The organism is Parerythrobacter aestuarii, assembly GCF_030140925.1.
In the GTDB taxonomy this organism is placed as follows: domain Bacteria; phylum Pseudomonadota; class Alphaproteobacteria; order Sphingomonadales; family Sphingomonadaceae; genus Parerythrobacter; species Parerythrobacter aestuarii.
In genome coordinates, this window is record NZ_JARBWD010000001.1 from 170,775 (window position 1) to 193,636 (window position 22,862).

At 62.6% G+C, this 22,862-nt stretch carries 26 protein-coding genes; 6 read left to right on the top strand and 20 right to left on the bottom strand.

Annotated elements, in window-relative coordinates:
• Positions 1-8 precede the first annotated feature (8 nt).
• On the top strand, positions 9-1,022 hold the full coding sequence (locus QPW08_RS00880; protein ID WP_284123839.1) for an NAD-dependent epimerase/dehydratase family protein: 1,014 nt from the start codon (positions 9-11) through the stop codon (positions 1,020-1,022).
• Between the two features lie 6 nt (positions 1,023-1,028).
• Here the strand turns inward: QPW08_RS00880 and wecC are convergent, their stop codons facing one another.
• The 10 genes from wecC to QPW08_RS00930 form a co-directional block, all read right to left on the bottom strand.
• Positions 1,029-2,330 carry a UDP-N-acetyl-D-mannosamine dehydrogenase gene (gene wecC, locus QPW08_RS00885; RefSeq protein ID WP_284123840.1) on the bottom strand — a complete coding sequence of 434 codons (1,302 nt, stop codon included), beginning with the start codon at positions 2,328-2,330 and terminating at the stop codon, positions 1,029-1,031.
• An 80-nt stretch (positions 2,331-2,410) separates the two neighbouring features.
• Positions 2,411-3,544, bottom strand: a complete 1,134-nt coding sequence (wecB, locus tag QPW08_RS00890) for a non-hydrolyzing UDP-N-acetylglucosamine 2-epimerase (RefSeq protein ID WP_284123841.1) — start codon at positions 3,542-3,544, stop codon at positions 2,411-2,413.
• Between the two features lie 52 nt (positions 3,545-3,596).
• Entirely contained in the window at positions 3,597-4,223 is a 627-nt protein-coding gene (locus QPW08_RS00895) for a hypothetical protein (RefSeq protein WP_284123842.1), read from the bottom strand.
• A gap of 83 nt (positions 4,224-4,306) precedes the next feature.
• Positions 4,307-4,837 (bottom strand): demethoxyubiquinone hydroxylase family protein, encoded by a 531-nt coding sequence (locus tag QPW08_RS00900; protein ID WP_284123843.1) that lies wholly within the window; start codon positions 4,835-4,837, stop codon positions 4,307-4,309.
• Positions 4,838-4,840: 3 nt separating this feature from the next.
• Positions 4,841-5,308, bottom strand: coding sequence for a disulfide bond formation protein B (locus QPW08_RS00905; RefSeq protein WP_284123844.1), 468 nt, complete (start codon positions 5,306-5,308; stop codon positions 4,841-4,843).
• An 18-nt stretch (positions 5,309-5,326) separates the two neighbouring features.
• The gene (locus tag QPW08_RS00910) at positions 5,327-6,664 is read right to left on the bottom strand and encodes a S41 family peptidase (protein ID WP_284123845.1); all 1,338 of its coding nucleotides are present in this window, start codon (positions 6,662-6,664) and stop codon (positions 5,327-5,329) included.
• 135 nt (positions 6,665-6,799) lie between these two features.
• The gene (locus QPW08_RS00915; protein WP_284123846.1) at positions 6,800-8,029 is read right to left on the bottom strand and encodes a murein hydrolase activator EnvC family protein; all 1,230 of its coding nucleotides are present in this window, start codon (positions 8,027-8,029) and stop codon (positions 6,800-6,802) included.
• A gap of 4 nt (positions 8,030-8,033) precedes the next feature.
• Entirely contained in the window at positions 8,034-8,456 is a 423-nt protein-coding gene (locus tag QPW08_RS00920; RefSeq protein ID WP_284126264.1) for a 23S rRNA (pseudouridine(1915)-N(3))-methyltransferase RlmH, read from the bottom strand.
• 141 nt (positions 8,457-8,597) lie between these two features.
• Positions 8,598-9,005: a ribosome silencing factor gene (gene rsfS / locus QPW08_RS00925; protein WP_284126265.1), complete on the bottom strand. Its 408-nt coding sequence runs from the start codon at positions 9,003-9,005 to the stop codon at positions 8,598-8,600.
• Between the two features lie 72 nt (positions 9,006-9,077).
• Entirely contained in the window at positions 9,078-9,749 is a 672-nt protein-coding gene (locus tag QPW08_RS00930) for a nicotinate-nucleotide adenylyltransferase (protein WP_284123847.1), read from the bottom strand.
• Positions 9,750-10,054: 305 nt separating this feature from the next.
• Between QPW08_RS00930 and QPW08_RS00935 the strand changes: the two genes are divergently transcribed.
• The gene (locus tag QPW08_RS00935) at positions 10,055-11,155 is read left to right on the top strand and encodes a M23 family metallopeptidase (RefSeq protein ID WP_284126266.1); all 1,101 of its coding nucleotides are present in this window, start codon (positions 10,055-10,057) and stop codon (positions 11,153-11,155) included.
• A complete protein-coding gene (locus QPW08_RS00940) occupies positions 11,148-11,549 on the top strand; it encodes a bactofilin family protein (RefSeq protein WP_284123848.1) in 402 nt (133 codons plus the stop codon). The genes QPW08_RS00935 and QPW08_RS00940 overlap by 8 nt, the downstream gene beginning before the upstream one ends.
• Before the next feature lie 75 nt (positions 11,550-11,624).
• Here QPW08_RS00940 and QPW08_RS00945 read toward each other — a convergent pair whose 3' ends face one another.
• From QPW08_RS00945 to QPW08_RS00960, 4 genes are all read right to left on the bottom strand, one after another.
• Positions 11,625-13,292: a long-chain-fatty-acid--CoA ligase gene (locus QPW08_RS00945; RefSeq protein WP_284123849.1), complete on the bottom strand. Its 1,668-nt coding sequence runs from the start codon at positions 13,290-13,292 to the stop codon at positions 11,625-11,627.
• Between the two features lie 99 nt (positions 13,293-13,391).
• The gene (locus QPW08_RS00950) at positions 13,392-14,117 is read right to left on the bottom strand and encodes a DUF1013 domain-containing protein (RefSeq protein ID WP_284123850.1); all 726 of its coding nucleotides are present in this window, start codon (positions 14,115-14,117) and stop codon (positions 13,392-13,394) included.
• Between the two features lie 101 nt (positions 14,118-14,218).
• Complete coding sequence (locus tag QPW08_RS00955) at positions 14,219-14,836, bottom strand: glutathione S-transferase family protein (protein ID WP_284123851.1); 618 nt, start codon at positions 14,834-14,836, stop codon at positions 14,219-14,221.
• The gene (locus QPW08_RS00960; protein ID WP_284123852.1) at positions 14,829-15,818 is read right to left on the bottom strand and encodes an NAD(P)H-quinone oxidoreductase; all 990 of its coding nucleotides are present in this window, start codon (positions 15,816-15,818) and stop codon (positions 14,829-14,831) included. Before QPW08_RS00960 ends, QPW08_RS00955 begins: the two co-directional genes overlap by 8 nt.
• Positions 15,819-15,946: 128 nt before the next feature.
• Between QPW08_RS00960 and QPW08_RS00965 the strand changes: the two genes are divergently transcribed.
• The 3 genes from QPW08_RS00965 to QPW08_RS00975 all read left to right on the top strand — a co-directional run bounded on the left by QPW08_RS00965 (position 15,947) and on the right by QPW08_RS00975 (position 19,320).
• Entirely contained in the window at positions 15,947-16,168 is a 222-nt protein-coding gene (locus QPW08_RS00965; RefSeq protein ID WP_407674538.1) for a DUF1192 domain-containing protein, read from the top strand.
• Positions 16,169-16,307: 139 nt separating this feature from the next.
• Entirely contained in the window at positions 16,308-18,680 is a 2,373-nt protein-coding gene (gene clpA, locus QPW08_RS00970) for an ATP-dependent Clp protease ATP-binding subunit ClpA (RefSeq protein WP_284123853.1), read from the top strand.
• A gap of 130 nt (positions 18,681-18,810) precedes the next feature.
• Positions 18,811-19,320: a DUF1993 family protein gene (locus QPW08_RS00975; RefSeq protein ID WP_284123854.1), complete on the top strand. Its 510-nt coding sequence runs from the start codon at positions 18,811-18,813 to the stop codon at positions 19,318-19,320.
• On the opposite strand, the gene QPW08_RS00980 is transcribed toward QPW08_RS00975, so the two are convergent.
• The 6 genes from QPW08_RS00980 to hemB are packed head-to-tail and all read right to left on the bottom strand — an operon-like array spanning position 19,317 to position 22,840.
• Positions 19,317-19,598 carry a DUF167 domain-containing protein gene (locus QPW08_RS00980; RefSeq protein WP_284123855.1) on the bottom strand — a complete coding sequence of 94 codons (282 nt, stop codon included), beginning with the start codon at positions 19,596-19,598 and terminating at the stop codon, positions 19,317-19,319. The genes QPW08_RS00975 and QPW08_RS00980 overlap by 4 nt on opposite strands.
• Positions 19,599-19,628: 30 nt before the next feature.
• Complete coding sequence (locus tag QPW08_RS00985) at positions 19,629-20,195, bottom strand: gamma carbonic anhydrase family protein (protein WP_284123856.1); 567 nt, start codon at positions 20,193-20,195, stop codon at positions 19,629-19,631.
• Positions 20,177-20,749, bottom strand: coding sequence for a GNAT family N-acetyltransferase (locus QPW08_RS00990; RefSeq protein ID WP_284123857.1), 573 nt, complete (start codon positions 20,747-20,749; stop codon positions 20,177-20,179). The genes QPW08_RS00985 and QPW08_RS00990 overlap by 19 nt, the downstream gene beginning before the upstream one ends.
• Entirely contained in the window at positions 20,742-21,311 is a 570-nt protein-coding gene (locus QPW08_RS00995) for a GNAT family N-acetyltransferase (protein WP_284123858.1), read from the bottom strand. Before QPW08_RS00995 ends, QPW08_RS00990 begins: the two co-directional genes overlap by 8 nt.
• Positions 21,304-21,852, bottom strand: coding sequence for a GNAT family N-acetyltransferase (locus tag QPW08_RS01000; RefSeq protein ID WP_284123859.1), 549 nt, complete (start codon positions 21,850-21,852; stop codon positions 21,304-21,306). The genes QPW08_RS00995 and QPW08_RS01000 overlap by 8 nt, the downstream gene beginning before the upstream one ends.
• A complete protein-coding gene (gene hemB, locus QPW08_RS01005) occupies positions 21,845-22,840 on the bottom strand; it encodes a porphobilinogen synthase (protein ID WP_284123860.1) in 996 nt (331 codons plus the stop codon). The genes QPW08_RS01000 and hemB overlap by 8 nt, the downstream gene beginning before the upstream one ends.
• Between the last annotated feature and the right edge of the window lie 22 nt (positions 22,841-22,862).

Genomic DNA, 22,862 nt, shown 5'->3' on the forward strand with positions numbered 1-22,862 from the left:
ACAGCGCCATGGCAACCATCCTCGTTACCGGCAGCGCTGGCTTCATCGGCTACCACCTGTGCGACCTGTTACTGAAAGCGGGACACACGGTCATCGGCTATGACGGTCTGACCGATTATTACGAAGTCGCGCTGAAAGAACGGCGACACCAGATGCTGCTACAGCACGAATGCTTCACTGCGCATGTCGGGATGTTGGAAGATTTCGACAAGCTCCACACCATTGCCTTGGACGCGAGGCCCGATGTGATCGTGCACCTCGCCGCACAGGCAGGCGTTCGTTACAGCCTCGAGAACCCGCGCGCCTATGTCGATGCCAACCTTGTCGGCACTTTCAACGTCATGGAGTGCGCGCGCGAGCTGGCGGTCGATCACTTGCTGATGGCGTCTACCAGCTCGGTCTATGGCGCAAATGAGGACATGCCGTTCGACGAGCGTGAGAAGTGCGACACTCAGCTGACGCTCTACGCCGCGACCAAGAAGGCCAATGAGGCGATGGCGCACAGCTACGCCCATCTATGGAACCTGCCGACGACCATGTTCCGCTTCTTCACGGTCTATGGCCCGTGGGGACGGCCTGATATGGCGCTGTTCAAGTTCACTCGCGGGATCCTCAGCGGCGAGCCGATCGACGTTTACAACCACGGCGAAATGTACCGCGACTTCACTTATGTCACCGACCTGGTGCGCGGGATCGCGCTGCTGATCGATACCCCGCCGGAGCGCCCCGACAGCAAGGACGACATTCCTGAGTGGGACAGCCTGTCGCCGGTCGCGCCGTGGCGGGTCGTCAACATCGGCAATAGCGACAAGGTCAAGCTGACCGATTTCGTCGATGCGATCGAGGCCGAATGCGGCGTCCCGGCCAAGCGCAACTTCATGGAGATGCAGAAGGGTGACGTCCCGGCCACCTGGGCCGATGCCACGCTGCTGGAGGAGCTGACCGGCTACGCCCCGCAGACCGATGTCCGCGAAGGGGTGCGCCAGTTCGTCGCCTGGTATCGCGACTATTACAACGTCTAGAGTGGCTTAGCTGGCGAGGCGTAGCGCGGCGGCTTGCCTCGCAGCGGGCTGGTCCGGCCAGATCCCGCGCGTATCATAAACCATCGCTCCGGCACGCTCCTCGACCGGCACGGCCTTGAAGATGTCATGGTCGACCAGCACGATCAGGATGCCGCAGTTCTCCAGCGCATGGTCGAGATCGACCAGTTCGGCACCAGTGGAGCCGAATTCGATCGGCAGCTCGCCAGCATAGGGTTCGACGATCTTCACCTGTTCGCCGAACTTGCGCGCCAGCCGCGAAGCGACAAAGCGCGCCGGGCTCTCGCGGAAGTCGTCGATATTGGCCTTGAAGGCGAGCCCGAGACAGGCGACCGGCACGCCGGGATTGGCCGCGATCAGCGCTTCGGCCTGCGCCACGACATGGTGCATCTTGGCATCGTTGACTTCGCGGCCCGTGCGGATGAGCGGCGAATGCTCAGGCGCACCGTTGATGATGAACCATGGATCGACCGCAATGCAGTGCCCACCCACGCCGGGCCCGGGAGTGAGGATGTTGACGCGCGGGTGGCGGTTGGCGAGCTTGATCACTTCCCACACGTCGAGGCCCATGTGGTCGGCAATCATCGACAGCTCGTTGGCGAAAGCGATGTTGACGTCGCGATAGGCGTTTTCGACCAGCTTGGTCATCTCGGCGCTGCGAGCATCGGTGGTGACGCAGGTTCCGCGCACGAAACGCTTGTAGAACGCCAGCGCCTTCCGCGCGCAGCGTGGGGTAATGCCGCCAATCGAGCGGTCGTTATGGGTCAGTTCCTCGAGGATCTTGCCCGGCAACACGCGCTCAGGGCAATAAGCGATCGAGACGTCCGGTGTTTCTTCGGTCTTGCCCGGCATCTTCAGGTCTGGACGCAGCCCGGCGATCAGGTCGCGCATCGCCTCGGTCGTGCCGACCGGCGAGGTCGATTCGAGGATGATGCAGTCGCCCTTCTTGAGCACGCCGGCGACTTCGGTCGCGGCGGCCATGACATAGGTCACGTCTGGGGTGTGGTTGCCGTCCTTTTCGAACGGAGTCGGGACCGCGATCACGAACACATCGGCAGGGGCAACCTGCGTCGAAGCCTTGAGCAGCCCGCGCTGGACAACTCCGCGCACGAGCCCGTCGAGATCGACTTCCTCGATATGGATCTCGCCGCGATTGATGGTGTCGACGACATCCTGCGAAATATCGATCCCTGTCACCTGGCATTCGGCCCGGGCAATGATCGCTGCTGTCGGCAGTCCGATATAGCCAAGGCCGACCACGCATACATCAGGTTTGGTTTCGCCGTGCATTCAATGGGTTCCTGTCCGCTTGGGAATTGCAACATCCCATCGCAGAACGAGGTAAAGATAACGGTAATGAATGTCGGATTTCACCGGGCGAGCAGGTCCGCGATCCGCGCGGCGCTCTTGCCGTCGCCAAAGGGATTGTGCGCCTTGGCCATTGCTAAATAAGCGGATTCATCGTCCAACAAGCGCTCCACTTCGCGCACAATGGTGTCTTCGTCGGTCCCGACCAGCTTGGCCGTGCCGGCTTCGACGCCTTCAGGGCGCTCGGTCGTCTCGCGCATGACCAACACGGGCTTGCCCAGCGCGGGTGCCTCTTCCTGCACGCCGCCGCTGTCGGTCAGCATCAATGTACAGATATCGAGCAGGCGAGCGAAATGGGGGTAGTCGAGCGGTTCGAGCAACGCGACATTGTCCAGACCCTCCAATTCGGCGTTCATGATCGCGCGAACATTTGGGTTCAAGTGCACCGGAAAGATCAGCGCCACATCCTCGCGAGCGGCCAGGCGCTTGATAGCACCCGCAATATTGCGCATCCCATCACCGAAATTCTCGCGCCTGTGGCTGGTCACGCCGATGATCCGCTTGCCGGCGAAGCGTTCTTCAACGTCTGCCAGATCCCATGCCAGCGAAGGCTCAGCTTCAACCTTGGCGGTGATCCAGTGCAGCGCGTCGATCACTGTATTGCCGGTGACGTGGACGATGGCAGGATCGACATTCTCGCGATGCAGAGCAGCCGCCGATGTATCTGTGGGTGCAGCATGCAGCGCTGCAAAGCTGCCGATGACTTTGCGATTCACTTCCTCGGGCCAGGGGTGGTAGATGTCGCCACTGCGCAGTCCCGCTTCGACATGGCAGACCGGGATCTTGCGGTAGTAGGCGGCCAGCGCGCCGCACATGGCGGTAGCGGTATCGCCCTGCACCACCACCCAGTCGGGCTGCTCGGTGTCGAGCACAGAGCCAATCCCTGTCAACAGGCGGGCCGTAAGGGCATCGAGAGACTGGTTGGGCTGCATGACATCGAGGTCGTGATGTGGCGTGACCCCGGCAATCTCCAGCACCTGGTCAAGCATGCCGCGATGCTGGCCGGTGACGAGCACTCGGCTGTCGAAACGTTCATCTGCTTCGAGCGTGTGCACGAGGGGGAACAGCTTGATCGCTTCGGGCCGTGTGCCGAAAACGGTGACGATATTGCGCACGGGGCTTTCGAGGGTGCTCATGCCAGTGCCATTAACCAAAGAAAGTTAAGCGCTGGCTAGCCTTGAAAGGAATTTATTCGTCCTTGGGGCCCGTGGCTTCCGTGTCATTGTCATTCGCCGGGCCTTGTGCCTCAGGCTGCGGCAGCGGCTCTTCGGAGGGCTCGCCAGCCGCCTCACCTGCACGTTCACGTTCGAGCCGTTCCATATACTCGCGTTCAATCGCCTCGACCCGCTCCTGCTCGGCGGCGGCATCCTCGTCGATCTGCGAGAGTCGTTCTGCCCGCGCCGCTTCGATCAGCTGGCTGAAGCGCACGGAGGAGGATTCGCGCTTGGCGTCATAAGCCGCATCGATCAGCGCCTTGGTGCAACCGGTGATTCCGCCCGCTCCACTCGGCGAGCACGAAAGCGTGCCGAACTGGCCGACAAACTCGAATTGTTCGACCCGGCGCGCCCAGGCGGTATTGTCAGGATCATCGCTGTAGCGCAGCGCCTCGGGGATACGATAACGCTCTTCCTCGGGCATGCGCGCAACTACGACGATTTCATCGCCGTCGGGTTCAGGCGCGTCATCTTCACCGTAAACAATGACCATGCGAACCTTGTCACCCGCCTCATCCTGCGCCTCGGCGGGAGACGAAAAGGGCATGACTGCGGCGATCAAAAGGGCAGCAAGAGTAAGCGGGTTCAGGCGACGGATCATGGTGAGCCTCATGCAAAATCAGGTTCGCTTGCGCCCATATAGGAACCGATGGCCGTGAATGCACCCTGAAGCGGGCAAAACCCTCAGACGCGTTCGCTGATCTTGATCGCAGCGCGACAGCCGAGCCGGATGAGACCAGACAGGATTGGGTAGCCTGGTGCCTTTTCCGCTCCCATCGCCAATGCTGCATCGCGATGCTCGCGCTCGTCTTCGCGGAATTCATGGATCATCGCGGCAAGTTCGGGGTCGTCGCCCGATGCCTCCAGCGCATCGAGCTGGTCGGAATAATGCTTGTCGATCTCGGTCTCTATGGCAGCGGTACACGCCATCGCAGCTTCCGGGCCCAGCAGGGCGGTCCCTGCACCAAGCGCATAGCCGGCCACGGACCAGAACGGTTGCAGCGCAGTGGGCCGAACGCCGCGTTCTGCCATCAATGCATCGAAGCGGGCGCGGTGGCCTTCCTCTTGCCGGGCCATGGCTTCGATCTCGCCCGAGTGCGGACCGCGGTCACCCATCACCGCCAACTGGCCCTCATAGATTCGTGTAGCGCCGAACTCTCCCGCCTGGTCGACCCGGATCATGCGGTGGAGGGTGTCGTTGTCGATCTTGCTCATGCTTCAAGCCTTGCGAGTCACCAGCGTGAATATCGACAGTCCAGCTAGAGTGGAGAAAAGGAAATTCCAACCCGCGAGCGAGATGCCGAACAGGCTCCACGGAGCTACATCGCAACGGATAAGAGGTGCCATCTGGATCGATTCAAAGCTGTTGCCGCCCGTTGGAGCGACACCGGAACACTGCGTGATACCGGGCCACCAGGCATACTCGACACCAGCATGAAATGCTCCAATCGCGCCGGACACCATGATCGCCAAAGCTGCCAAGCTTATCCATACACGCGTCGGTTGCACCATGAAGGCCAAGGCTGCGAAGGCGAGCGCCGCAAAATGCGGCCAACGCTGCCACCAGCACATTTCGCATGGATAGAGGCCGAAGCCATATTGCGAAATGTAAGCCCCGGCCAGCAGTAGCGCCGGTGTTGCCAGCGCCAACTTTTGCGCAAGCCGAAGCGAATTCGTCGTCGTCATGGCTGCCCTATGTGGCTGTTATTTGCGCAACGCAACCGAACTGGGCGTGGTCCGCCTCAGCGTTTCCAGCGCATAGTAGAGCTGGAAGTCTTCGATACCCTGTTCCTTGAGCTGATCGGCAGTCTGCTGGAAGCGCGGATCCTTCTGTCCGTCGGCCTCGAGCTCTTCATCCTTGAGCCCGACTTCGTTGACCAGGTGTCCGCGCAGGTCGCTTTCGCGCAGCTGGAACTTCTTGCGCTTCTCCCAGTCAGGGTCCGAAATCTGGGGGACGAGGATATCGGGTTTGATCCCGCCTTCCTGCACCGACTTTCCGGCCGGGGTATAATACCTTGCAGTGGTCAGCTTGAGCGCGGCATCCCGGCCCAGCGGCAGCAGTGATTGCACGCTGCCCTTGCCAAAACTACGCTCGCCCATGATCAGCGCGCGGCGATGATCCTGCAAGGCACCGGCGACGATTTCAGACGCGGAAGCCGAGCCGGCATCGATCAGGACGATCAACGGGATGTCGCTTGCCATGTCACCGCGGTAGACGGTTTCTGCATCATAGAGCAGAGTTTCACCGCGGGCGCGGCCACGCTGTGAAACGATCCGGCCCTTGTCGAGGAAGAGGTCGGACAGCGCAACCGCTTCATCCAGCGACCCGCCGGGGTTCGAGCGCAAGTCCAGCACCAGCCCGTTGACCCGGCCGGCGGCCTCGCGCTTGATCGATTGCCAGGCGTTGTAAACGTCCGAGCCAACATCGCGGGAGAATTCATTGACAGTAATGACCCCGATATTGCCCGTTTGCACTTCGAAGGTGACCGGCTCAAGCTCGATTACACCGCGCGTCACGCTGACATCGAAGGGCTCGTCGCGACCCGGGCGGAAAATAGTCAGCCGGATCGACGTACCTGCAACACCGCGCATGCGCTGAACCGCATCGTCGAGATCGCCGCCGTAAATGAGCTCGCCGTCGAGATGGGTGATGAAGTCGCCGGCCTTGATGCCCATCTGGTCGGCCGGACTGCCACGGAATGGGCTGATCACCTTGACTGCGCCATCTTCCATGATGACGGAGAGGCCAAGGCCCGAATAATTGCCATCGATCATGGTTTCGAGGCGTTGCAGGTCGCCGCCGTCGAGGTAGGCCGAATGTGGATCGAGCGAAGCCAGCATGCCATCGATCGCGCCGCGGATCAGCTTGTCATCGTCGACATCCTCGACATAGCTGGCCTGGATCCGCTGATAGACCGCGAACAGCTTGGCGAATTCCGGCCCGGCCCGGCCATCGACCTGGGCAAAGCCAACGGTCGTAGCCGGGATCAGCGCGACAGCGGTGACAAGGGCAGCGGAGCGCAGCAGCGGGGCGATCTTCATGGGCCTATCTCTCTCGAATTTTCGTGCAGTCTATCGCGCCTTGGGGATGAACGCCAGATGAGGCCGGGGGTCGATCATGTCGCTCGTCCCGCCACGGGGCAACGCCCGTCGAATTGTTAACATGCGGAGGTGCAGCTAGCCGATGAGGTCGAGCGGATTCACCGGGGTTCCGTCGCGGCGCAGCTCGAGCATGACCTGCGGGCGTTCGACCGCCGCAACGCCTAGCGGAGCGCCTCCGACAAGCTCGTCTCCAACGGCGACGTCGCTCCGCGCGAGGCCGGTGACGAGGCTGGTCCAGCCGGCGCCATGCTCGATGATCACAATCCTGCCATAGCCGCGATAGGGACCGGCAAAGGCCACACGACCGGCAGCCGGAGCCACCACCTGTGCCCCGGGGCGCGGTGCCAGAGTGATACCGTCCGAAGCCACACCGCCATCCGCTATCGAGCCGAAGCCCGCAACCGTCCGTCCGGACACCGGCAATTGCAATCCGACGGGAGCCAGGGCGGCGTCCGAACTAGTGGGAACAGGGGCCGCGCTAACGGTCGCGAGAGCCGGTGATTGCGGTCGGATGAGCGGGCCGGGAAGTGCTGCCAGTTCTTCGCGCAGGGAGCCCAGTTCGCCGACCTTGCGCGACAATTCGTTGAGGTCACGGGCATCCTCTGCCAGCGCCAGTGCCCTATCGGTTTCGCGCGCCGCAGCACCGCTACGCTTGCGTGCCTCCAGCCGCTGGCGGGTCTCCAGCGCGGCGAGCTGACTGCGGCGGCGATCAAGAGTGCCCTGCTCGTCCTGCAAGGAGGCTAGCGCGCGGCGAGCCTGGGCTTCCAGCGCGCGCCCCTTGTCGATCTCCGAGCGCAGAGCTGCGGTCCGCGCGCGCACTTGCGGCAAGGTCGTTTCGAGCATGGCGCGCAGATAGACGGTTTCGCGCAACGAGCCGGGGCGCAGGACGGACAGGCCCAGCGGGCGACGGGCAAATTTCTGCAGTGCCCCGGTCAATCGGACCAGGGGTTCTCGCCTTTCTGCGAGCCTTGCCAGCAAGGCCTGCCGCTGCCCATCGATCAGCGCAATGCGTCCTTCGGCGGCACCGATGCGGGCTTCGGATTGCTGGATGCGGGCGGCGAGAGCCGCTGCTTCGCTGGCCGTCTTCTCGGCTGCCTCGGTCGCCTCGCGAGCGGCCTGCTCCAGCCTTTCGCTGCGCTGGGATGCTTCTGCGGCTTCGGCCCTCGCCGAAGCGATCGCTGCGCGAATTTGCTCGGGGTCGTCGGTCGCTTCAGGTGCCTGGGCTGTAAGCTGCGTCGACGCCAACACCAGCCCACCCGCCGCAAAGGTCGTCACAACAAGCAACAGAACGCGTCCCGAAGTCATGACGCTATCCTGCCCGATGATAGGGATGTCCGGCAAGTATGCTGGTAGCCCGATAGAGCTGTTCCATCAGCATCGCCCGGGCGAGGAGGTGCGGCCAGGTGGCAGAGCCGAAGGCCAATAGCAGATCGGCCTGGTCGCGCTCCTGGGCAGAATGCCCATCTGCAGCGCCCAGGACGAAGCGCGTTTCGCGCATGCCGTCATCGCGCCAGCGCTCGAGTGTCGTGGCAAGTCTTTCAGAGGTCAGGTCCTTGCCGCGTTCGTCGAGCAGCACGGTCTTGAAAGGCGTCTCAGGATCGGGGGTGCGACCCCCTGATTCCGGGAGTTCGGTCAGTTTCAGCGGCCAGGTGATCCGCTTGGCATAGCGTTCGACCAGCTCGGCCTCTGGCGAGCGGGCGATCTTTCCCCGGGCGATGATGTGAAGGAGAATGAGGAAAGTCCTTTGTTTCCGTGAGCTTGCTTGTTTCCTCGCGGCTGTCCCTCCCGCTGGTCGGGCCGCTGCGGGGCGGGCGGTCGCCCTTGCCGGGCCTCCGCCCGTCCGGTGCTACCGCGACCAAGCCGATACTGTTGCTCAGGCGGTCCCTGCAACCGGCGGCGCATCGCCAAAGGCCCACATGCGTTCGAGATTGTAGAAACTGCGGACTTCGGGGCGGAACAGATGGACGACCACATCGCCGGCATCGACCAGCACCCAGTCGGCGGCTGGCAGGCCTTCGAGCCGGACCGGCCCGTGGCCAGCCTGCTTGATTGTCTCAGCCAATTTCTGGGCGATGGAAGCCACCTGCCGGGTCGAGCGCCCGGAGGCGATAACCATGTGATCGGCAATCGAAGATTTTCCTTCGAGCGGCACGGACACGATGTCCTGCGCCTGGTCTTCATCCAGTTGCTCGAGCACGAGCGCGTGAAGCGAGCCGGGCTCGGCTTCAGGCAGTGCGGGCGGTGCGTCGGCTGGCGACGGAACGGAATGCGCCGGTGTCATGGGCGAGTTGGGTACTCCTGTCATGGTGCAGAGATGGGAAGCGCAGCGACCAGTTGCGAGTCATGATTTCGATCATGCCGAAGGCCTGTGCCTTCGGTGCGGGTTTTCGCTGAAGATTGCCCGATGAGTGACCTGGTCGAACAGCGGCCCATGCGGGTAGCGGCACGCCCAGTCCGGATCGGCGCGGCGCAATGCCGTGGCCGAGCGGGGATCGGGATCGAAACGCAAACTCACCAGTGTCGGTGCGCTCCTTGGCCCCTGTTTCAGTGCGCTTGCCGGGACTTGGTGCCCCCGCAGCCATGCCATTGCAGGGCTGGCAACAGCAGCGGTATCATAACCCGGGCGAGCGATGACTGCAATCGGCATGCTGTTGGCAATGTCCCGCCACGCCTTCCACTTGTGGAATGTGGCAAGATTGTCAGCCCCCATCAGCCATATGAACTCGCGTTTGGGATAGCGGCGGGCGAGCGCCCCAAGCGTATCGACAGTATAGCGCGTACCGAGCTCTGCCTCGATCGCAGTGACCCGGATCGGGGCCCGGCGAGACTGCGCCAGAGCGGAGCGGTAACGCGCTTCATGCGAGGACATGCCCTGCTTCGGTTTGAGCGGGTTCCCCGGTGAAACAAGCCACCAGATCTCATCCAGTCCGAGCGCCTCCAGCGCGAACAGCGAGATCCTGCGGTGGCCGCCATGGGCGGGGTTAAAGCTCCCCCCCAGCAGCCCGGTACGCACTGGCAATGTCATGCCCGCAGCGGTACCGAATCGCTCGACCGGGGCCAAGGCGAAAGTGGAGTTGTAAATTCTCGCCAAATTGTGAGCGTTCCCATACCCGATTTGCGAGCATTCCCTAGCGGAGAATCCGTTTATCGCGCGACTCGCTCGACTCGGCGGTTACGCCGATAAGGGGATTCGACCTGTCAGGATTCGCTTGCTAGCGCACCGTCGGGGAAAAAATACAACGCCTGAACGGGGTCGCCTTGCAACAGCAGATTGAAAAAAGCGGGTTTGCCGCGAAGCTGGCAAACTGGTTTCCGGATCGTGAGTTCTTCATGCGATCCCAGGGCCAGGTCCGCTTCATCAAAGTCAGTTCCAAAGTACAGAAGGTCGGCGCGGCAGCGGTCGTGGCGGCCTTGCTCGTTTGGGCCATCAGCATGGGCGTGATGAGCTATTTGCAGTACCGCGCCCAGGCCGACCGTCTGTCGCTGCTCGAGCGAGAAGCGCAGGTCGCTACAGCCGAAGAGCGGCAGAAATCCTACGGCGACGATCTCAACGGTGTCGCCGAAGACCTCAAGAAGCGGCAGGATTTTCTCGAAGCGATGACGGCGTCGCTGCCTGAAGACATCAAGAACGAAGATACCGAAACCGTAACCGACAGCTCGTCGGAGACGGCTGCCCTGGTCGAGAAGGTCAGCGCCGCGTTCCCGCAGGCGCTTGAACTGGCGAAGATCGAGGCCCGCCAGCTCGCCTATGTCGAAAAACTGACCCGTTATGCCGATCGCCGTTCGGCCCGCGCAGCGCAGGCCATCCGCCAGCTGGGCCTCAACCCGCAGGCGATGCTGAACAGCGCTGAAAAAGAGGCCGTGGGTGGCCCGCTCGAATTGCTCGCGACGGGTGCAAACGGCCATATCGATCCGCGTTTTGAACGTCTCGGCCTCAGCCTTGCGCGCATGGCGGCGCTGGAGCGTGGGCTTGAAGCTATCCCGCAAGTCAATCCGACAAGCCTGAACGTCACCAGGGTTTCGTCCGGCTTCGGCTATCGTAGCGACCCCTTCACTCGCCGTGGTGCAATGCATTCCGGCCTCGATTTCAAGGGCCCGACCGGCGCGCCGATCTATGCTGCGGCCAAGGGCACCGTCACTTTCGTTGGGCGCAAGTCCGGCTATGGCAATGTCGTCGAAGTCAGCCACGGCAATGGCCTGATGACCCGCTATGCGCACATGTCACGCTTCAAGACCAAGGTCGGCACACAGGTCGATGCCGGCGATGTTATCGGCGCGATCGGCAGCACCGGCCGTTCGACCGGCCCGCACCTGCATTTCGAAGTTCGCGTAAACAATCGCGCGGTCAATCCGCGCCCGTTCCTGGAGGCAGCCCCCGATGTTCTCAAAGAAGTCCGCCGAGCCGGAACCGAGGAGCGCTCCGATGGCTAAGTCCTCCGGTAGCTTTTCCGTGATCGGCAGCGATGTCACCATTACAGGCAATATCTCGGCCTCGACCGAATTGCATGTCGACGGGTCGATCGAAGGCGACATCACCTGTGCTTCGCTGGTGCAGGGTGAGACCTCGACCGTGAAAGGTGGGATAAAGGCCGAAAGCGCACGCCTGGCCGGCAAGGTCGAAGGGTCGATCGATGCTCGCGAACTCGTGATCCTGCGCACTGCCAGCATCACCGGCGATGTGCACTATGACGCGCTGACCATCGAGCAGGGCGCATCGGTCGATGGTCGTTTTGCCCCGCGCACCAATGGCAAGACCCCGGCAGCATCGCCGATCAAGGAAGTTGCCAATGAAGGTGTTGCCCCGCCGCTGACGGCCGCCAACTAAGCGCTCAATTGGTTCAATCGCTTGAAGAGGGCGCGGTGCAAGCTGCGCCCTTTTAGATTCCGGTTCGATTAGACCTCAGCTCAGCACTTCGGCCCGCAAGGCCTTGCGGTCGAGCTTGCCGATCAATGTCCGTGGCAGGCTTTCGCGGATGACCACCTTGTCGACCCGTTCATGCTTGCCGATCCGGTCGTTGAGCCAACTCTTGAGAGCGTCGCCACCAATGTCCGGCTCGCCCCGTAGTGTTACATAGGCACGCGGAACTTCGCCGAGGTAGTTGTCGGGCACCCCGATCACCAGCGCTTCCTTCACCGCCGGGTGCTCGAGGATGACATCCTCTACCTGGCTCGGGAACACCTTGAACCCGCCGACAGCTATCATGTCCTTGATCCGGTCGACGATGGAAATGAAGCCGTCTTCATCGATCACTGCGACATCGCCGGTTCGCAGCCAGCGCTTTCCATAGTGTTCGACAAAGACATCGGCGGCGGCATTAGGACGGTTCCAGTAGCCGCGCATGATCTGAGGGCCGTGCACCGCCAGTTCGCCCGGCTCACCGTCGGGCACGATCTTGGCCGGATCTTCCTTGTCGAGCAGCAGCACTTCAGTGCCGGGTACGACCTGTCCGATCGTCCCGCGCTTGCGTAGGCCCTCATAGGGATTGACGGAGACCACGCCCGAACTTTCCGTCAGGCCATAGCCTTCGACCAGCCGGACGCCCGTTGCCTCTTCGAACTTCTCATGCACCGGTGCAGGCATCGGTGCCCCGCCGGAGATGCAGACCTTGAGCGAGGACACATCGGTCTTCGCCAGGTCGGGGTGATCGAGCAGTGCCTGGAACATCGTCGGCACGCCGGGGAAGCCGGTGGTGCGATACTTCCGGATCGTCTGCAGCACCTGGCTCGCTTCGAAGCGCGGCACCATGGCGATCGCGCCGCCGCTGGCCACCGCGTGGTTGAGCAGCGCGGTATTGGCGAAGACATGGAAGAACGGGAGCGCGCCCATGAAGACTTCGCCCGCAGGATTGCCGAACGGATTGATGGAAGCGACCTGCTGCGCGTTCATCACCAGCTGGCTGTGCCCCAGCATCGCCCCCTTGGGCCGCCCGGTCGTGCCGCCGGTATATTGCAGCAAGGCAAGGTCTTCCGCCGGGTCGAGCGCAACCGGGGAGGGTTCCCCGGCACGGATCATGTCCGACCAGCGAAGGGTCGTCGCATCAAACGCTACGTCGGCAATCTGGCTGCGCCTGAACAGCCGCAAGGCGAGGCCTTTGAGCGTGGGCAGCATGTTGGCCAGCGAACCCACCACGAGTGTCTCGAGTCCCGAAGCCTCGAGCACGGCGCTGGCAGTCCGATAGAGCTCAGGCACGTCGAGCGTCACCAGCATCCGCGTGCCCGAATCCTCGACCTGCCAAGCCAGTTCCTCGACCGTGTAGAGCGGCGAGAAATTGACCACCACCGCGCCAGCCATCATCGCCCCGTAATAGGCTGAAGCGTAGATCGGGACATTGGGCAGGAACAGCCCGACCCGGTCGCCCTTGACGATACCGGCGGCCTGCAGCCCGGCGGCGAACCGCTGCGCTTCCTGCAGGATCGCCTCATAGCTGTATGTGCGGCCGAGGAAGTGCAGGAATGGCGCGGGGGGATTGGCTGCCACAGTGCGTTCCAGCAATTGCGGCAAAGTCATCAGCGGGAATTGCGTGTCCCACGGGAAGGGATGATGATAGGCGACCTTACTGACATCCATGTCAGTGGCATGACGGGAAAGCCCCCCTCTCGCAAGGCGAAAGGAGGGCTTCGCTGAAATGAATTCGAGCAGTGCGGCGCGTTCGCCGCGCTGGGCAAGTTACTCTGGCGCTTCGTCGCTTGCCGCAGCTTCGCCGGCTTCTTCAGCCCGCTTGTTCTCAAGCCATGCCGCAGCTTCCGCTTCCTGCGCAGCTTCCGAGGCAGCCTTTTCGGCCGCTTCGCGCTCGGCGCGCAGTTCCTCGATCAGCTTTTCCTTGTCGCTGGTGCCTTCGCCTTCGACCGGCGCACCTTCGACGAGTCCGGCTTTCTTGGCGGCCTTGGCTACCACGGCATCAAGCTCACGCTGCGAACACAGCCCCAAAGTCACGGGATCCTTGGGCTGGATGTTCTGGATATTCCAATGCGTGCGCTCGCGAATCGCGCCGATGGTGTTGCGGGTAGTGCCAATCAGCTTGCCGATCTGTGCGTCGGAGATTTCGGGGTGGTTCCGCAGGATCCAGGCGATCCCATCGGGCTTGTCCTGCCGCTTCGAGACGGGGGTATAACGCGGGCCCTTGGTGCGAGTGACCTCGACCGGAGCCTTCTGCATCTTCAGCTCATAGCTGGAGTCAGCTTCGCCGCGCGCGATTTCCTCGTGGTTGAGCTCACCGGCATGCACCGGATCGCGCCCAGTATATTTCGACCCCGCGAGATCGTCGGCCATGGCCTGGACCTCGAGGATATGCAGGCCGCAGAACTCGGCAATCTGTTCGAACGACAGGCCGGTGTTGTCGATCAGCCAAGTGGCGGTCGCATGCGGCATCAGCGGTTTGGGTTGGTCGGCCATGAAATCTTCCTTGAAAATAGAAGGGCCGCCCCTTTCGGAGCGGCCGCTTAGCGGATCATGTAGGCGATCACGACGATTCCGGCAAGGGCTGCCGGACGCATTCAAGCCATGGGGATGAAGCCAGGCAGGGTAGGAAGGCGCGCCAGCCAGCGCTCAACCGCAGGATAGGCGGCAAGTTCAAACCCACCTTCATCGGCGACGTGGGTGTACGCAAACAGCGCGATGTCGGCGAGCGAGGCGGCGCCACCGGCGAACCAGTCGCGGGTATCGAGGTGCCGGTTCATCGTCTCCAGCGCTTCCTGGCCGGCCATCCGCTTGGGCAGCATCTGGCTACGCTGCTGCTCGCTCAGATTGGCCTGGCCGACGAAGCGACACCAGAACCTGAGCGTCGCGATATTGGGCTCGTGGCTGTATTGCTCGAAGAACATCCAGCGCAGCATCTGCGCGCGCTCGAACGAGTCGCCCGGCACCAGCGTGCTGCCCTCAGCGAGATACCAGCAAGCGGCGTTGCTTTCCGGGAGCATCCGCTCGCCCACCTGCAGCACGGGAATGCGGCCATGGGCGTTAATGGTCGAAGTAAACTCCGGCGTCCGCGTCTCGCCCTTGAGGATATCGTACTGCCGAGTCTCCAGCGGCAAGCCGAGCAGCGCCGCAGTCAATTTGATCTTGTAACAATTGCCGCTGCGAGGGTCTTCGTGGAGGATCAGATCGTCAGCCATCGGCTGCGACTTGTAGCACAATCTTTCCGATGTGGTCGCCTGCTTCCATCCGTGCGTGGGCGGCTGCCGCTTCAGCCAGCGGGAAGCTCTTGTCCATTACCGGGCGGATGGTGCCATCGGCGACCAGTGGCCAGGCGACCTGCTCGATCTCGTCGCACAGTGCGGTTTTGAAGGCATCGGTGCGCGGGCGCAGGGTCGAGCCCGTCAGCGTAAGCCGCTTGCTCATCACCACAGCCATGTTGAGCGTCGCCTGCATCCCGCCGAGCACCGCTATGGTCACATGGCGACCATCCTCCGCGAGACATTTGAGATTGCGCGGGACATAGTCGCCGGAAACCATGTCGAGCACCAGCTCCACTCCCTTGCCGCCGGTCAGCGCCTGCACCGTGTCGACAAAATCGCTGGTCTTGTAATTGATCGCATGGTTGGCCCCGATTTCGATCGCGGCTTCACACTTCGCTTCATCGCCGCAGGTCACGATCACAGCCATGTCGAAAGCCTTCGCCAGCATGATCGCCATGGTGCCGATGCCGCTGGTGCCGCCGTGGACGAGCAGCGTTTCGCCTTCGCGCGCCATGCCGCGCTGGAACACATTGTGCCACACGGTGAACAGTGTTTCAGGCAGTGCCGCCGCTTCCTTGAGCGAGAGCCCTTCCGGCACTGGCAGGCAATGCCCCGCAGGCGCAGCGCAATATTCGGCATAGCCGCCGCCGGGCGTCAGCGCGCAAACGGTTTGGCCCAGATGCGCCGGATCGACCCCTTCGCCGAGCGCGACGATCTCGCCTGATACTTCCAGCCCGAGGATCGGCGAAGCACCGGGTGGCGGCGGGTAAAGCCCGGCGCGCTGGATACAGTCGGGCCTGTTGACCCCTGCCCAGGCTACGCGGATCAGCACTTCGCCCGCCTTGGGCTGCGGAACCGCCAAGGTCTCTGTCCGCAGCACATCAGCCCCGCCCGGTGCCTCGAACCCGATTGCGGTCATCTCTCCTGGAAGAGCCTGAGTCATCTGCGCCTGTCCCCTGTCCAGTCGGGCCTGTAGCCCAACAGCACCATCTCTGCGACAGTTGGGCACCTAGCCTTACGGCTTATTGACAGCAAGCGCCCGGCAAGATGATTATACGTCCTGCAATGGAAGACGATGATCGTCCGCGCCCAAGGGGCGATGCCGCCAGCCTGCTGGCGAAGGAAGATCTCGGGCCGTATTCGCAGGACGAGCTGGCCGAGCGGATCCGCATGCTGCAGCTCGAGATTGCCCGCGTCGAAGCGCACCGGAACAAGGCTGACGCACACCGCGCAGCCGCCGATGCACTATTCGGGAAGCCCCCGGCGTGATCCGTTCCGCTCGCATTCGCGCCGCGGGCACCTATATCGACACGGTGCCGAGCCATGGCGACGCTTTAGATGCAGTTAATCCTGGCCCGTCATACTCTCCCCTCAGAGAGTATTTCTCTCCCGATCTGAAAGTGACCTGATGCCCAGTTTCGCCCAGAACCTCGAAAAGACGCTCCATGCCGCGATCGATTCGGCACGCGAGCGTCGCCATGAATACGCCACTCTCGAGCATTTGCTGCTGGCGCTGGTGCAGGACGAGGACGCTGCCGAGGTGATGACCGCCTGCGGCGTCGAGCTGGGCGAGCTGACCGAGGTGGTGAAACAGTATCTCGATCAGGAATACCAGTCGCTGCAAACCGAAGAGAGCAGCGAACCGCAGCCGACCGCCGGTTTCCAGCGGGTGATCCAGCGCGCCATCCTGCATGTGCAGTCCTCGGGCAAGGATACAGTGACGGGTGCCAATGTGCTCGTGGCGCTGTTCTCCGAGCGAGACAGCTATGCAGTCTATTTCCTGCAGCAGCAGGACATGAGCCGGCTCGACGCGGTCAGCTTCATCAGCCACGGCATCGGCAAGGGCGGCAAGCAGCTCGAATCAAAGCCGCCGCAGGGTTCGGAAGAAGGCCAGGCCGAAGAAAAGGCTGCCGACGGGAAAGGCGGCAAAGAAACCGCGCTCGACCAGTTTACCGTCAACCTCAACAAAAAGGCCGAAGATGGCCGGATCGATCCTCTGATCGGACGCGGGCCCGAGGTAGACCGGACGGTGCAGATCCTGTGCCGCCGCAGCAAGAACAACCCGCTCTATGTCGGTGATCCCGGCGTCGGCAAGACCGCTATCGCCGAAGGCCTCGCGCGCAAGATCGTCGAAGGTGACGTGCCCGAAGTGCTGGAAGATGCGGTCATCTATTCGCTCGACATGGGCGCGCTGCTGGCCGGCACCCGCTATCGCGGCGATTTCGAAGAACGGCTCAAGCAGGTTGTCTCCGAACTGGAGAAAATGCCCGAAGCGATCCTGTTCATCGACGAGATCCACACGGTGATCGGTGCCGGTGCCACCAGCGGCGGGGCGATGGACGCTTCCAACTTGCTCAAGCCAGCACTTTCCAACGGTTCGATCCGTTGCATTGGCTCAACTACCTACAAGGAATTCCGCAACCACTTCGAGAAGGACCGCGCGCTGCTGCGCCGGTTCCAGAAGATCGATGTCAACGAGCCGACCATCGAAGACACGATCAAGATCCTGAAGGGTCTCAAGAGCGCCTTCGAGGATCACCACAAGGTCAAGTACACGCTCGATGCGCTCAAGACCGCAGTCGAACTCTCGGCCCGCTACATCAATGACCGCAAGCTGCCCGACAAGGCGATCGACGTGGTCGACGAAGTCGGTGCGATGCAGATGCTGGTGCCGCCCAGCCGCCGCAAGAAGAAGATCACCGCGCGCGAGATCGAGCAGGTCATCGCAACCATGGCCCGCATCCCGCCGAAGTCGGTGAGCAAGGACGACAAGAAAGCGCTGGAGAACCTCGAGCGCGACCTCAAGCATGTCGTGTTCGGCCAGGATGCTGCGGTGAAGAGGCTCTCCACCGCGATGAAGCTCAGCCGCGCAGGGCTGCGCGATCCCGACAAGCCGATCGGCTCGTTCCTGTTCTCGGGCCCCACCGGCGTAGGCAAGACCGAAGTCGCGCGGCAGCTCGCCTCCATCATGGGGATCGAGCTCAAGCGCTTCGACATGTCCGAATATATGGAGCGGCACTCCGTCAGCCGCCTGATCGGCGCGCCTCCGGGCTATGTCGGTTACGACCAGGGCGGATTGTTGACCGATGCAGTCGACCAGAACCCGCATTGCGTGCTGCTGCTGGACGAGATCGAGAAGGCTCACCCGGACCTGTTCAACATCCTGTTGCAGGTGATGGATAACGGCCGCCTGACCGACCACCACGGCAAAACTGTCGATTTCCGCAATGTGGTGCTGATCATGACCACCAATGCCGGGGCCGCCGACATGGCGCGGCAGGGTATCGGTTTCGGCGATGTGTCGAAGGAAGACGCCAGCGAGGAGGCGGTGAAGCGGATGTTCACGCCGGAGTTCCGCAACCGCCTGGATGCGATCGTGCCGTTCGGATACCTCGGCAAGGAAACCGTCGCCCGCGTGGTCGACAAGTTCATCCTCCAGCTCGAACTGCAGCTGGCCGAACAGAATGTTGATATCCAGTTCGACGCCGACGCTCGCGCGTGGCTCGCGGACAAGGGCTATGACCGCCTCTATGGCGCGCGCCCGATGGGCCGCCTGTTGCAGGAGCGGATCAAGCAGCCGCTCGCCGAAGAGCTGCTGTTCGGCAAGCTTTCCGATGGCGGTGAAGTGCATGTCAGCATCAAGGACGGCAAGCCGAGCTTCGAACTTACGCCCGCACCGCCCAAGGCCAAGCCCAAGCGGCGACCGGCGGCGAAGAAGAAGCCTGTGCCCAAGACACCTGAAGCGGAAGCGGGCGAAGGCAAGGACGACAGCGGGAAGTAAGCACGGACTCGTGAGAGCGAGTGAGGAGGTCTTACGCGGCCTCGCTGACCCATGCGTTGCCAAGATTGCAGATTGCAACAGGCTCGGATGGCGCTATATAAGTTGCAAATTGCAACCCTAGGAGCACCCGATGTCCTACGCCACATCCGCCCACACCGTGTTTGACCAGATGCTGGGGACGCTTGAGCACCTGCTCGGCAAGGCTGCGGACAGCGATCAGGCCGACGCGCATTTCGGCGGAAGGCTGGCAAGCGACATGTATCCGCTGCCCACACAGGTCCGCTTCACCATCCACCAGGTCGTCAACACGCTGAACCGGTTGGCCGGAACGGATATCGCGAACGAGGAAGAGGACTATCCCGATTATGCGGCCGCCCGCGCTGCCGTAGCCCAAGCGCGCGAGCTGCTCTCAGCACACAAGGCAGAAGCCTGGCTGGACGCCGTGGAACCGGTCGAGTTCGACCTGCCCAACGGAATGGTCTTTGCGATGCAGGCGCATGAATATGTCCGCGACTGGTCCGTGCCGCAGTTCTATTTCCACCTCATGGCGACCTACGCGATCCTGCGCAAAGAGGGGCTGGACGTCGGCAAGGCCGACTATGTCCCTTACATGATGAGGCATTTGAAGGCCCCGGCCTAGCCGGCCAGCCTAAACAGCTTGTCGCGCGCACTGGCCCCACGCAGCAATTCCAGCTGCGACGGCGCACAGCCGAGCGCACGGGCGAGCAGTTTCAGGACAGCATCATTGGCCTTGCCGTCTTCCGGCTGGGCGCGGGTCCTGACGAGCAGCCGCCCGGCTTCTATCGTAACCACTTCACTGCGGGCACCGGGTGTAACTCGCACCGCGATCCGCCCCTGCCCGTCGAGCAGGACGCGAACGGCTTCGGGCGGCGGCAGGTCGGTCTTGGGGCGCGCCATCGCGGTAGAATAGCCTCGCTGCGAAGGCGGCTATTTCATGCCGCTTTCGAACACCGCAATTGCGTGCGCCTTGGCATTCTCGACATAGTGCGCGGTGCCCATACGCATGCCGGCAATGGCGGCTTCTGAAAGCTCCCGCATCGGCTTGGCCGGTCGACCAGCCCACAGCATGCGGTCTTCCATCACCTTGCCTTCGGTCAGCATCGCCCCCGCCGCCAGCACGGCGTCGTGGCCGATCACCGCCTTGTTCATGGCAATCGCGCCCAGCCCGACAAAGCCGCGATCCTTGATCGTACACCCATGCACCATCGCCATGTGTCCGATCAGCACGTCGTCGCCGATCATCAGCGGACAGCCATCGGGGTCGCCGGGGCGCGGCGGGTCACAATGGAGCACGCTGCCATCCTGCACATTGCTGCGCTCGCCAATGGTGATCGAGGAGACATCCGCCCGCAGGACGCAATTGTACCAGATCGAGCTTTCTGCCCCGATCGTCACATCGCCAATGAGGGTGCAGCCCGGGGCGACGAACGCGGTTTCGTGGATGTGCGGGGTCTTGCCGTGGATCGGGATGATGTTCACGCCCGGTCGGTACATGTCTGCTGCTCCCATTGCTCGCGGGTGAGAGAATACTGGATCGTCGGATTGTCTTCCGGCGCAAAATTTGGATCGTCGAAGTCGAGATCCGTGCGGCGCACCATGCCAATCTTCTCCATAAAGCGCCAGCTGGGCACATTGCGCTCGCTGGTCAGCGCGACAAGGAAGGAAGCATCGTGCCGGGTGAAGGCCCAATCGATGATCGCGCGCATCGCTTCGTTGGCATAACCGTGGCGCCACCGATCCTCGCGCACCAGCCAGCCGATCTCGAAGTCGCCGGGGTTCTTCGCATGCGGATGGTCGACTTTCTTCAGGCCGGCATGGCCGACCAGCTCGCCGGTCGCCTTCTCGATCATCATCATGAAGCCGAAGCCTTCCTGCGCGAACCAGGCCATGGTCTTGGCGTGCTTGGTCTCGATCTCGTGCAGTTCCTTGACCCCGCCGAGATGCTCCATCACCTTCGGCGTGTTGAGGATGTCGAACTGCAGCTGCGCATCGCTCTCATCGATGGTGCGCAGGACCAGCCGCTCGGTTTCCAGCACGATCTCAGCCACGCTCTGCTTGCCCCCGCGCGTCGGCCCGCTCAATCGCGTAGACGACCTGGCGGCACAAAGGATTGTCGGACGGGATGGAGGGAGAATCAAAATCCAGTTCCGGGCGGCGCGTCAGGCCAAGCTTCTGCATCAGACACCGGCTTGGCTCATTCTCGCCCGACGTAAATGATACAATCCGTGACAGGTCCGTGCTGCGCCATGCCCAATCGATGCAGGCCGAAGCCGCTTCATAAGCAAGCCCTTGCCGCCAAAATTTGCGTGCAAGGCGCCAGCCGATTTCCGTCTCTTCGGCGACCGGCGTGTTGTCCGGCCCCCGAGACAGGCCGGTGAAGCCGAGAAAGGCTCCATCGGACTTTCTTTCCAGCGCAAACAGGCCGAATCCTCGCGAAACGAAATGATCGCGGATACGGTCGACCAGGGCATCGCTTTCGCTACTCCCAAGCGTTGACAGGAAATATCGCATCACTTCCGGATCGGCATTCATGGCAGCAAATGGAGCGCGGTCTTCATTCTTCCATGGGCGCAGGACCAGCCGCTCGGTCTCCAGCACGATCTCAGCCATGCCACGCATCTTTGCTGATGGAATAGACAATGATGACGCCGGTCTCGGCGTCGAATTCGTCATTGGCGAAGTCGAGGTCTTCACGCCGCAACATGCCCAGCCGCAGCATCAGCCCCCAGCTCGGCGCATTGCCGTCGACCGTCATGGCGATGACCTCGTCTGCACCGAAGCGGTTGAAGGCGAGGTCGAGCGAAGCGGCAGCCGCCTCTTTCGCATAGCCCTGCCCCCACGCATCCTGTCGCAACCGCCAGCCGACCTCCATCATACCCATCGGCCCGCCGGCCTGGTTCGAACGCTTGAGCCCGCAAAAGCCGAGCACCGCTCCATCCGCCTTGCGCTCGACGCACCAGAAGGTGTGGCCATGGTCGCGTTCGTAGGACAGCAAGCGGTCTTGCGCCGCCTGCCTTTTGGCGTAGTCGCACACCCCGCCCAGCCAGCGCATGACCTCGGGCGTGTTGGTGCCTTGCCAGAACTGCGGCCAATCCTCGTTTTGCCAGTCGCGCAACACCAGCCGTTCGGTCTCGTAACGGAAGTCAGCCATTGAGGAGCCTGGCGGCGACCGGTGCATGATAGGTCAGCACGCCGCTCGCTCCCGCCCGCTTGAAGGCCATCAGCTTTTCCATCAACAGCGCATCACGATCGCCCACACCCGCTGCTGCGCCAGCTTCGATCAGGGCATATTCGCCGCTGACCTGGTAAGCAAAGACCGGCACGCCGAAGGCGTCCTTCGCGCGCCAGATAATGTCGAGATAGGCGAGGCCTGGCTTGACCATCACGCTGTCTGCGCCCTCGGCAATGTCGAGCTCGATCTCGCGCAGCGCCTCCAGCGCATTGGCCGGGTCCATCTGGTAACTCTTCTTGTCGCCTTTCAGCAGGCCGCCACTGCCGACCGCATCGCGGAACGGGCCGTAGAAAGCTGAGGCATATTTGGCCGAATAGGCCATGATCTGGACATTCTGGTGCTCGCCCATCTCCAGCGCCATGCGGATTGCCTTCACGCGGCCATCCATCATGTCGGACGGGGCAATGACGTCGGCTCCGGCCTCGGCCTGGTTGATGGCCTGATCGACCAGCACCGCCACCGTGGCGTCGTTAACGACGTAGCCCTTGTCGTCGAGCAGGCCGTCCTGCCCGTGGCTGGTGTAGGGGTCGAGCGCGACGTCGGTCAGCACGCCGATATCCTCGCCACAGGCATCCTTCACCGCCTTGATCGCGCGGCACATGAGGTTGTCGGGGTTGTAGGCTTCCTTGCCGTCATCACTGCGCCGGTCCGGCTGGGTGTTAGGGAACAGCGCGATGCAGGGGATACCCAGCGCCACCGCTTCCTTTGCGCGGGCCACGATCCCGTCGACCGACCAGCGCGAAACGCCCGGCAGACTGGCGATTGGCTCTTCCTGTCCCTCTCCTTCGACAATGAACATCGGCCAGATCAGATCAGCCGGAGTCAGTACTGTTTCGCGGTGCATCGCGCGGCTCCACGCATTGGCGCGAGTGCGGCGCAGGCGGGTATTGGGATAGCTTGCGGTCATACGCGGAGGTCTGCCGCAAAGC

Excerpts from the sequence above, each read along its gene's own strand:
- QPW08_RS00980 (WP_284123855.1), bottom strand. The coding sequence starts at position 19,598 with ATGGCGCGCCCCAAGACCGACCTGCCGCCGCCCGAAGCCGTTCGCGTC.
- QPW08_RS00880 (WP_284123839.1), top strand. The coding sequence starts at position 9 with ATGGCAACCATCCTCGTTACCGGCAGCGCTGGCTTCATCGGCTACCAC.
- QPW08_RS00945 (WP_284123849.1), bottom strand. The coding sequence starts at position 13,292 with ATGGATGTCAGTAAGGTCGCCTATCATCATCCCTTCCCGTGGGACACG.
- QPW08_RS00940 (WP_284123848.1), top strand. The coding sequence starts at position 11,148 with ATGGCTAAGTCCTCCGGTAGCTTTTCCGTGATCGGCAGCGATGTCACC.
- QPW08_RS00910 (WP_284123845.1), bottom strand. The coding sequence starts at position 6,664 with ATGAAGATCGCCCCGCTGCTGCGCTCCGCTGCCCTTGTCACCGCTGTC.
- QPW08_RS00935 (WP_284126266.1), top strand. The coding sequence starts at position 10,055 with ATGCGATCCCAGGGCCAGGTCCGCTTCATCAAAGTCAGTTCCAAAGTA.
- QPW08_RS00960 (WP_284123852.1), bottom strand. The coding sequence starts at position 15,818 with ATGACCGCAATCGGGTTCGAGGCACCGGGCGGGGCTGATGTGCTGCGG.
- QPW08_RS00950 (WP_284123850.1), bottom strand. The coding sequence starts at position 14,117 with ATGGCCGACCAACCCAAACCGCTGATGCCGCATGCGACCGCCACTTGG.
- rsfS (WP_284126265.1), bottom strand. The coding sequence starts at position 9,005 with ATGACACCGGCGCATTCCGTTCCGTCGCCAGCCGACGCACCGCCCGCA.
- QPW08_RS00930 (WP_284123847.1), bottom strand. The coding sequence starts at position 9,749 with ATGACATTGCCAGTGCGTACCGGGCTGCTGGGGGGGAGCTTTAACCCC.
- QPW08_RS00905 (WP_284123844.1), bottom strand. The coding sequence starts at position 5,308 with ATGACGACGACGAATTCGCTTCGGCTTGCGCAAAAGTTGGCGCTGGCA.
- QPW08_RS00965 (WP_407674538.1), top strand. The coding sequence starts at position 15,947 with ATGATTATACGTCCTGCAATGGAAGACGATGATCGTCCGCGCCCAAGG.
- QPW08_RS01000 (WP_284123859.1), bottom strand. The coding sequence starts at position 21,852 with ATGGCTGACTTCCGTTACGAGACCGAACGGCTGGTGTTGCGCGACTGG.
- QPW08_RS00900 (WP_284123843.1), bottom strand. The coding sequence starts at position 4,837 with ATGAGCAAGATCGACAACGACACCCTCCACCGCATGATCCGGGTCGAC.
- QPW08_RS00915 (WP_284123846.1), bottom strand. The coding sequence starts at position 8,029 with ATGACTTCGGGACGCGTTCTGTTGCTTGTTGTGACGACCTTTGCGGCG.
- wecB (WP_284123841.1), bottom strand. The coding sequence starts at position 3,544 with ATGAGCACCCTCGAAAGCCCCGTGCGCAATATCGTCACCGTTTTCGGC.
- QPW08_RS00975 (WP_284123854.1), top strand. The coding sequence starts at position 18,811 with ATGTCCTACGCCACATCCGCCCACACCGTGTTTGACCAGATGCTGGGG.
- QPW08_RS00955 (WP_284123851.1), bottom strand. The coding sequence starts at position 14,836 with ATGGCTGACGATCTGATCCTCCACGAAGACCCTCGCAGCGGCAATTGT.
- hemB (WP_284123860.1), bottom strand. The coding sequence starts at position 22,840 with ATGACCGCAAGCTATCCCAATACCCGCCTGCGCCGCACTCGCGCCAAT.
- QPW08_RS00895 (WP_284123842.1), bottom strand. The coding sequence starts at position 4,223 with ATGATCCGTCGCCTGAACCCGCTTACTCTTGCTGCCCTTTTGATCGCC.
- wecC (WP_284123840.1), bottom strand. The coding sequence starts at position 2,330 with ATGCACGGCGAAACCAAACCTGATGTATGCGTGGTCGGCCTTGGCTAT.
- clpA (WP_284123853.1), top strand. The coding sequence starts at position 16,308 with ATGCCCAGTTTCGCCCAGAACCTCGAAAAGACGCTCCATGCCGCGATC.
- QPW08_RS00995 (WP_284123858.1), bottom strand. The coding sequence starts at position 21,311 with ATGGCTGAGATCGTGCTGGAGACCGAGCGGCTGGTCCTGCGCCCATGG.
- QPW08_RS00985 (WP_284123856.1), bottom strand. The coding sequence starts at position 20,195 with ATGTACCGACCGGGCGTGAACATCATCCCGATCCACGGCAAGACCCCG.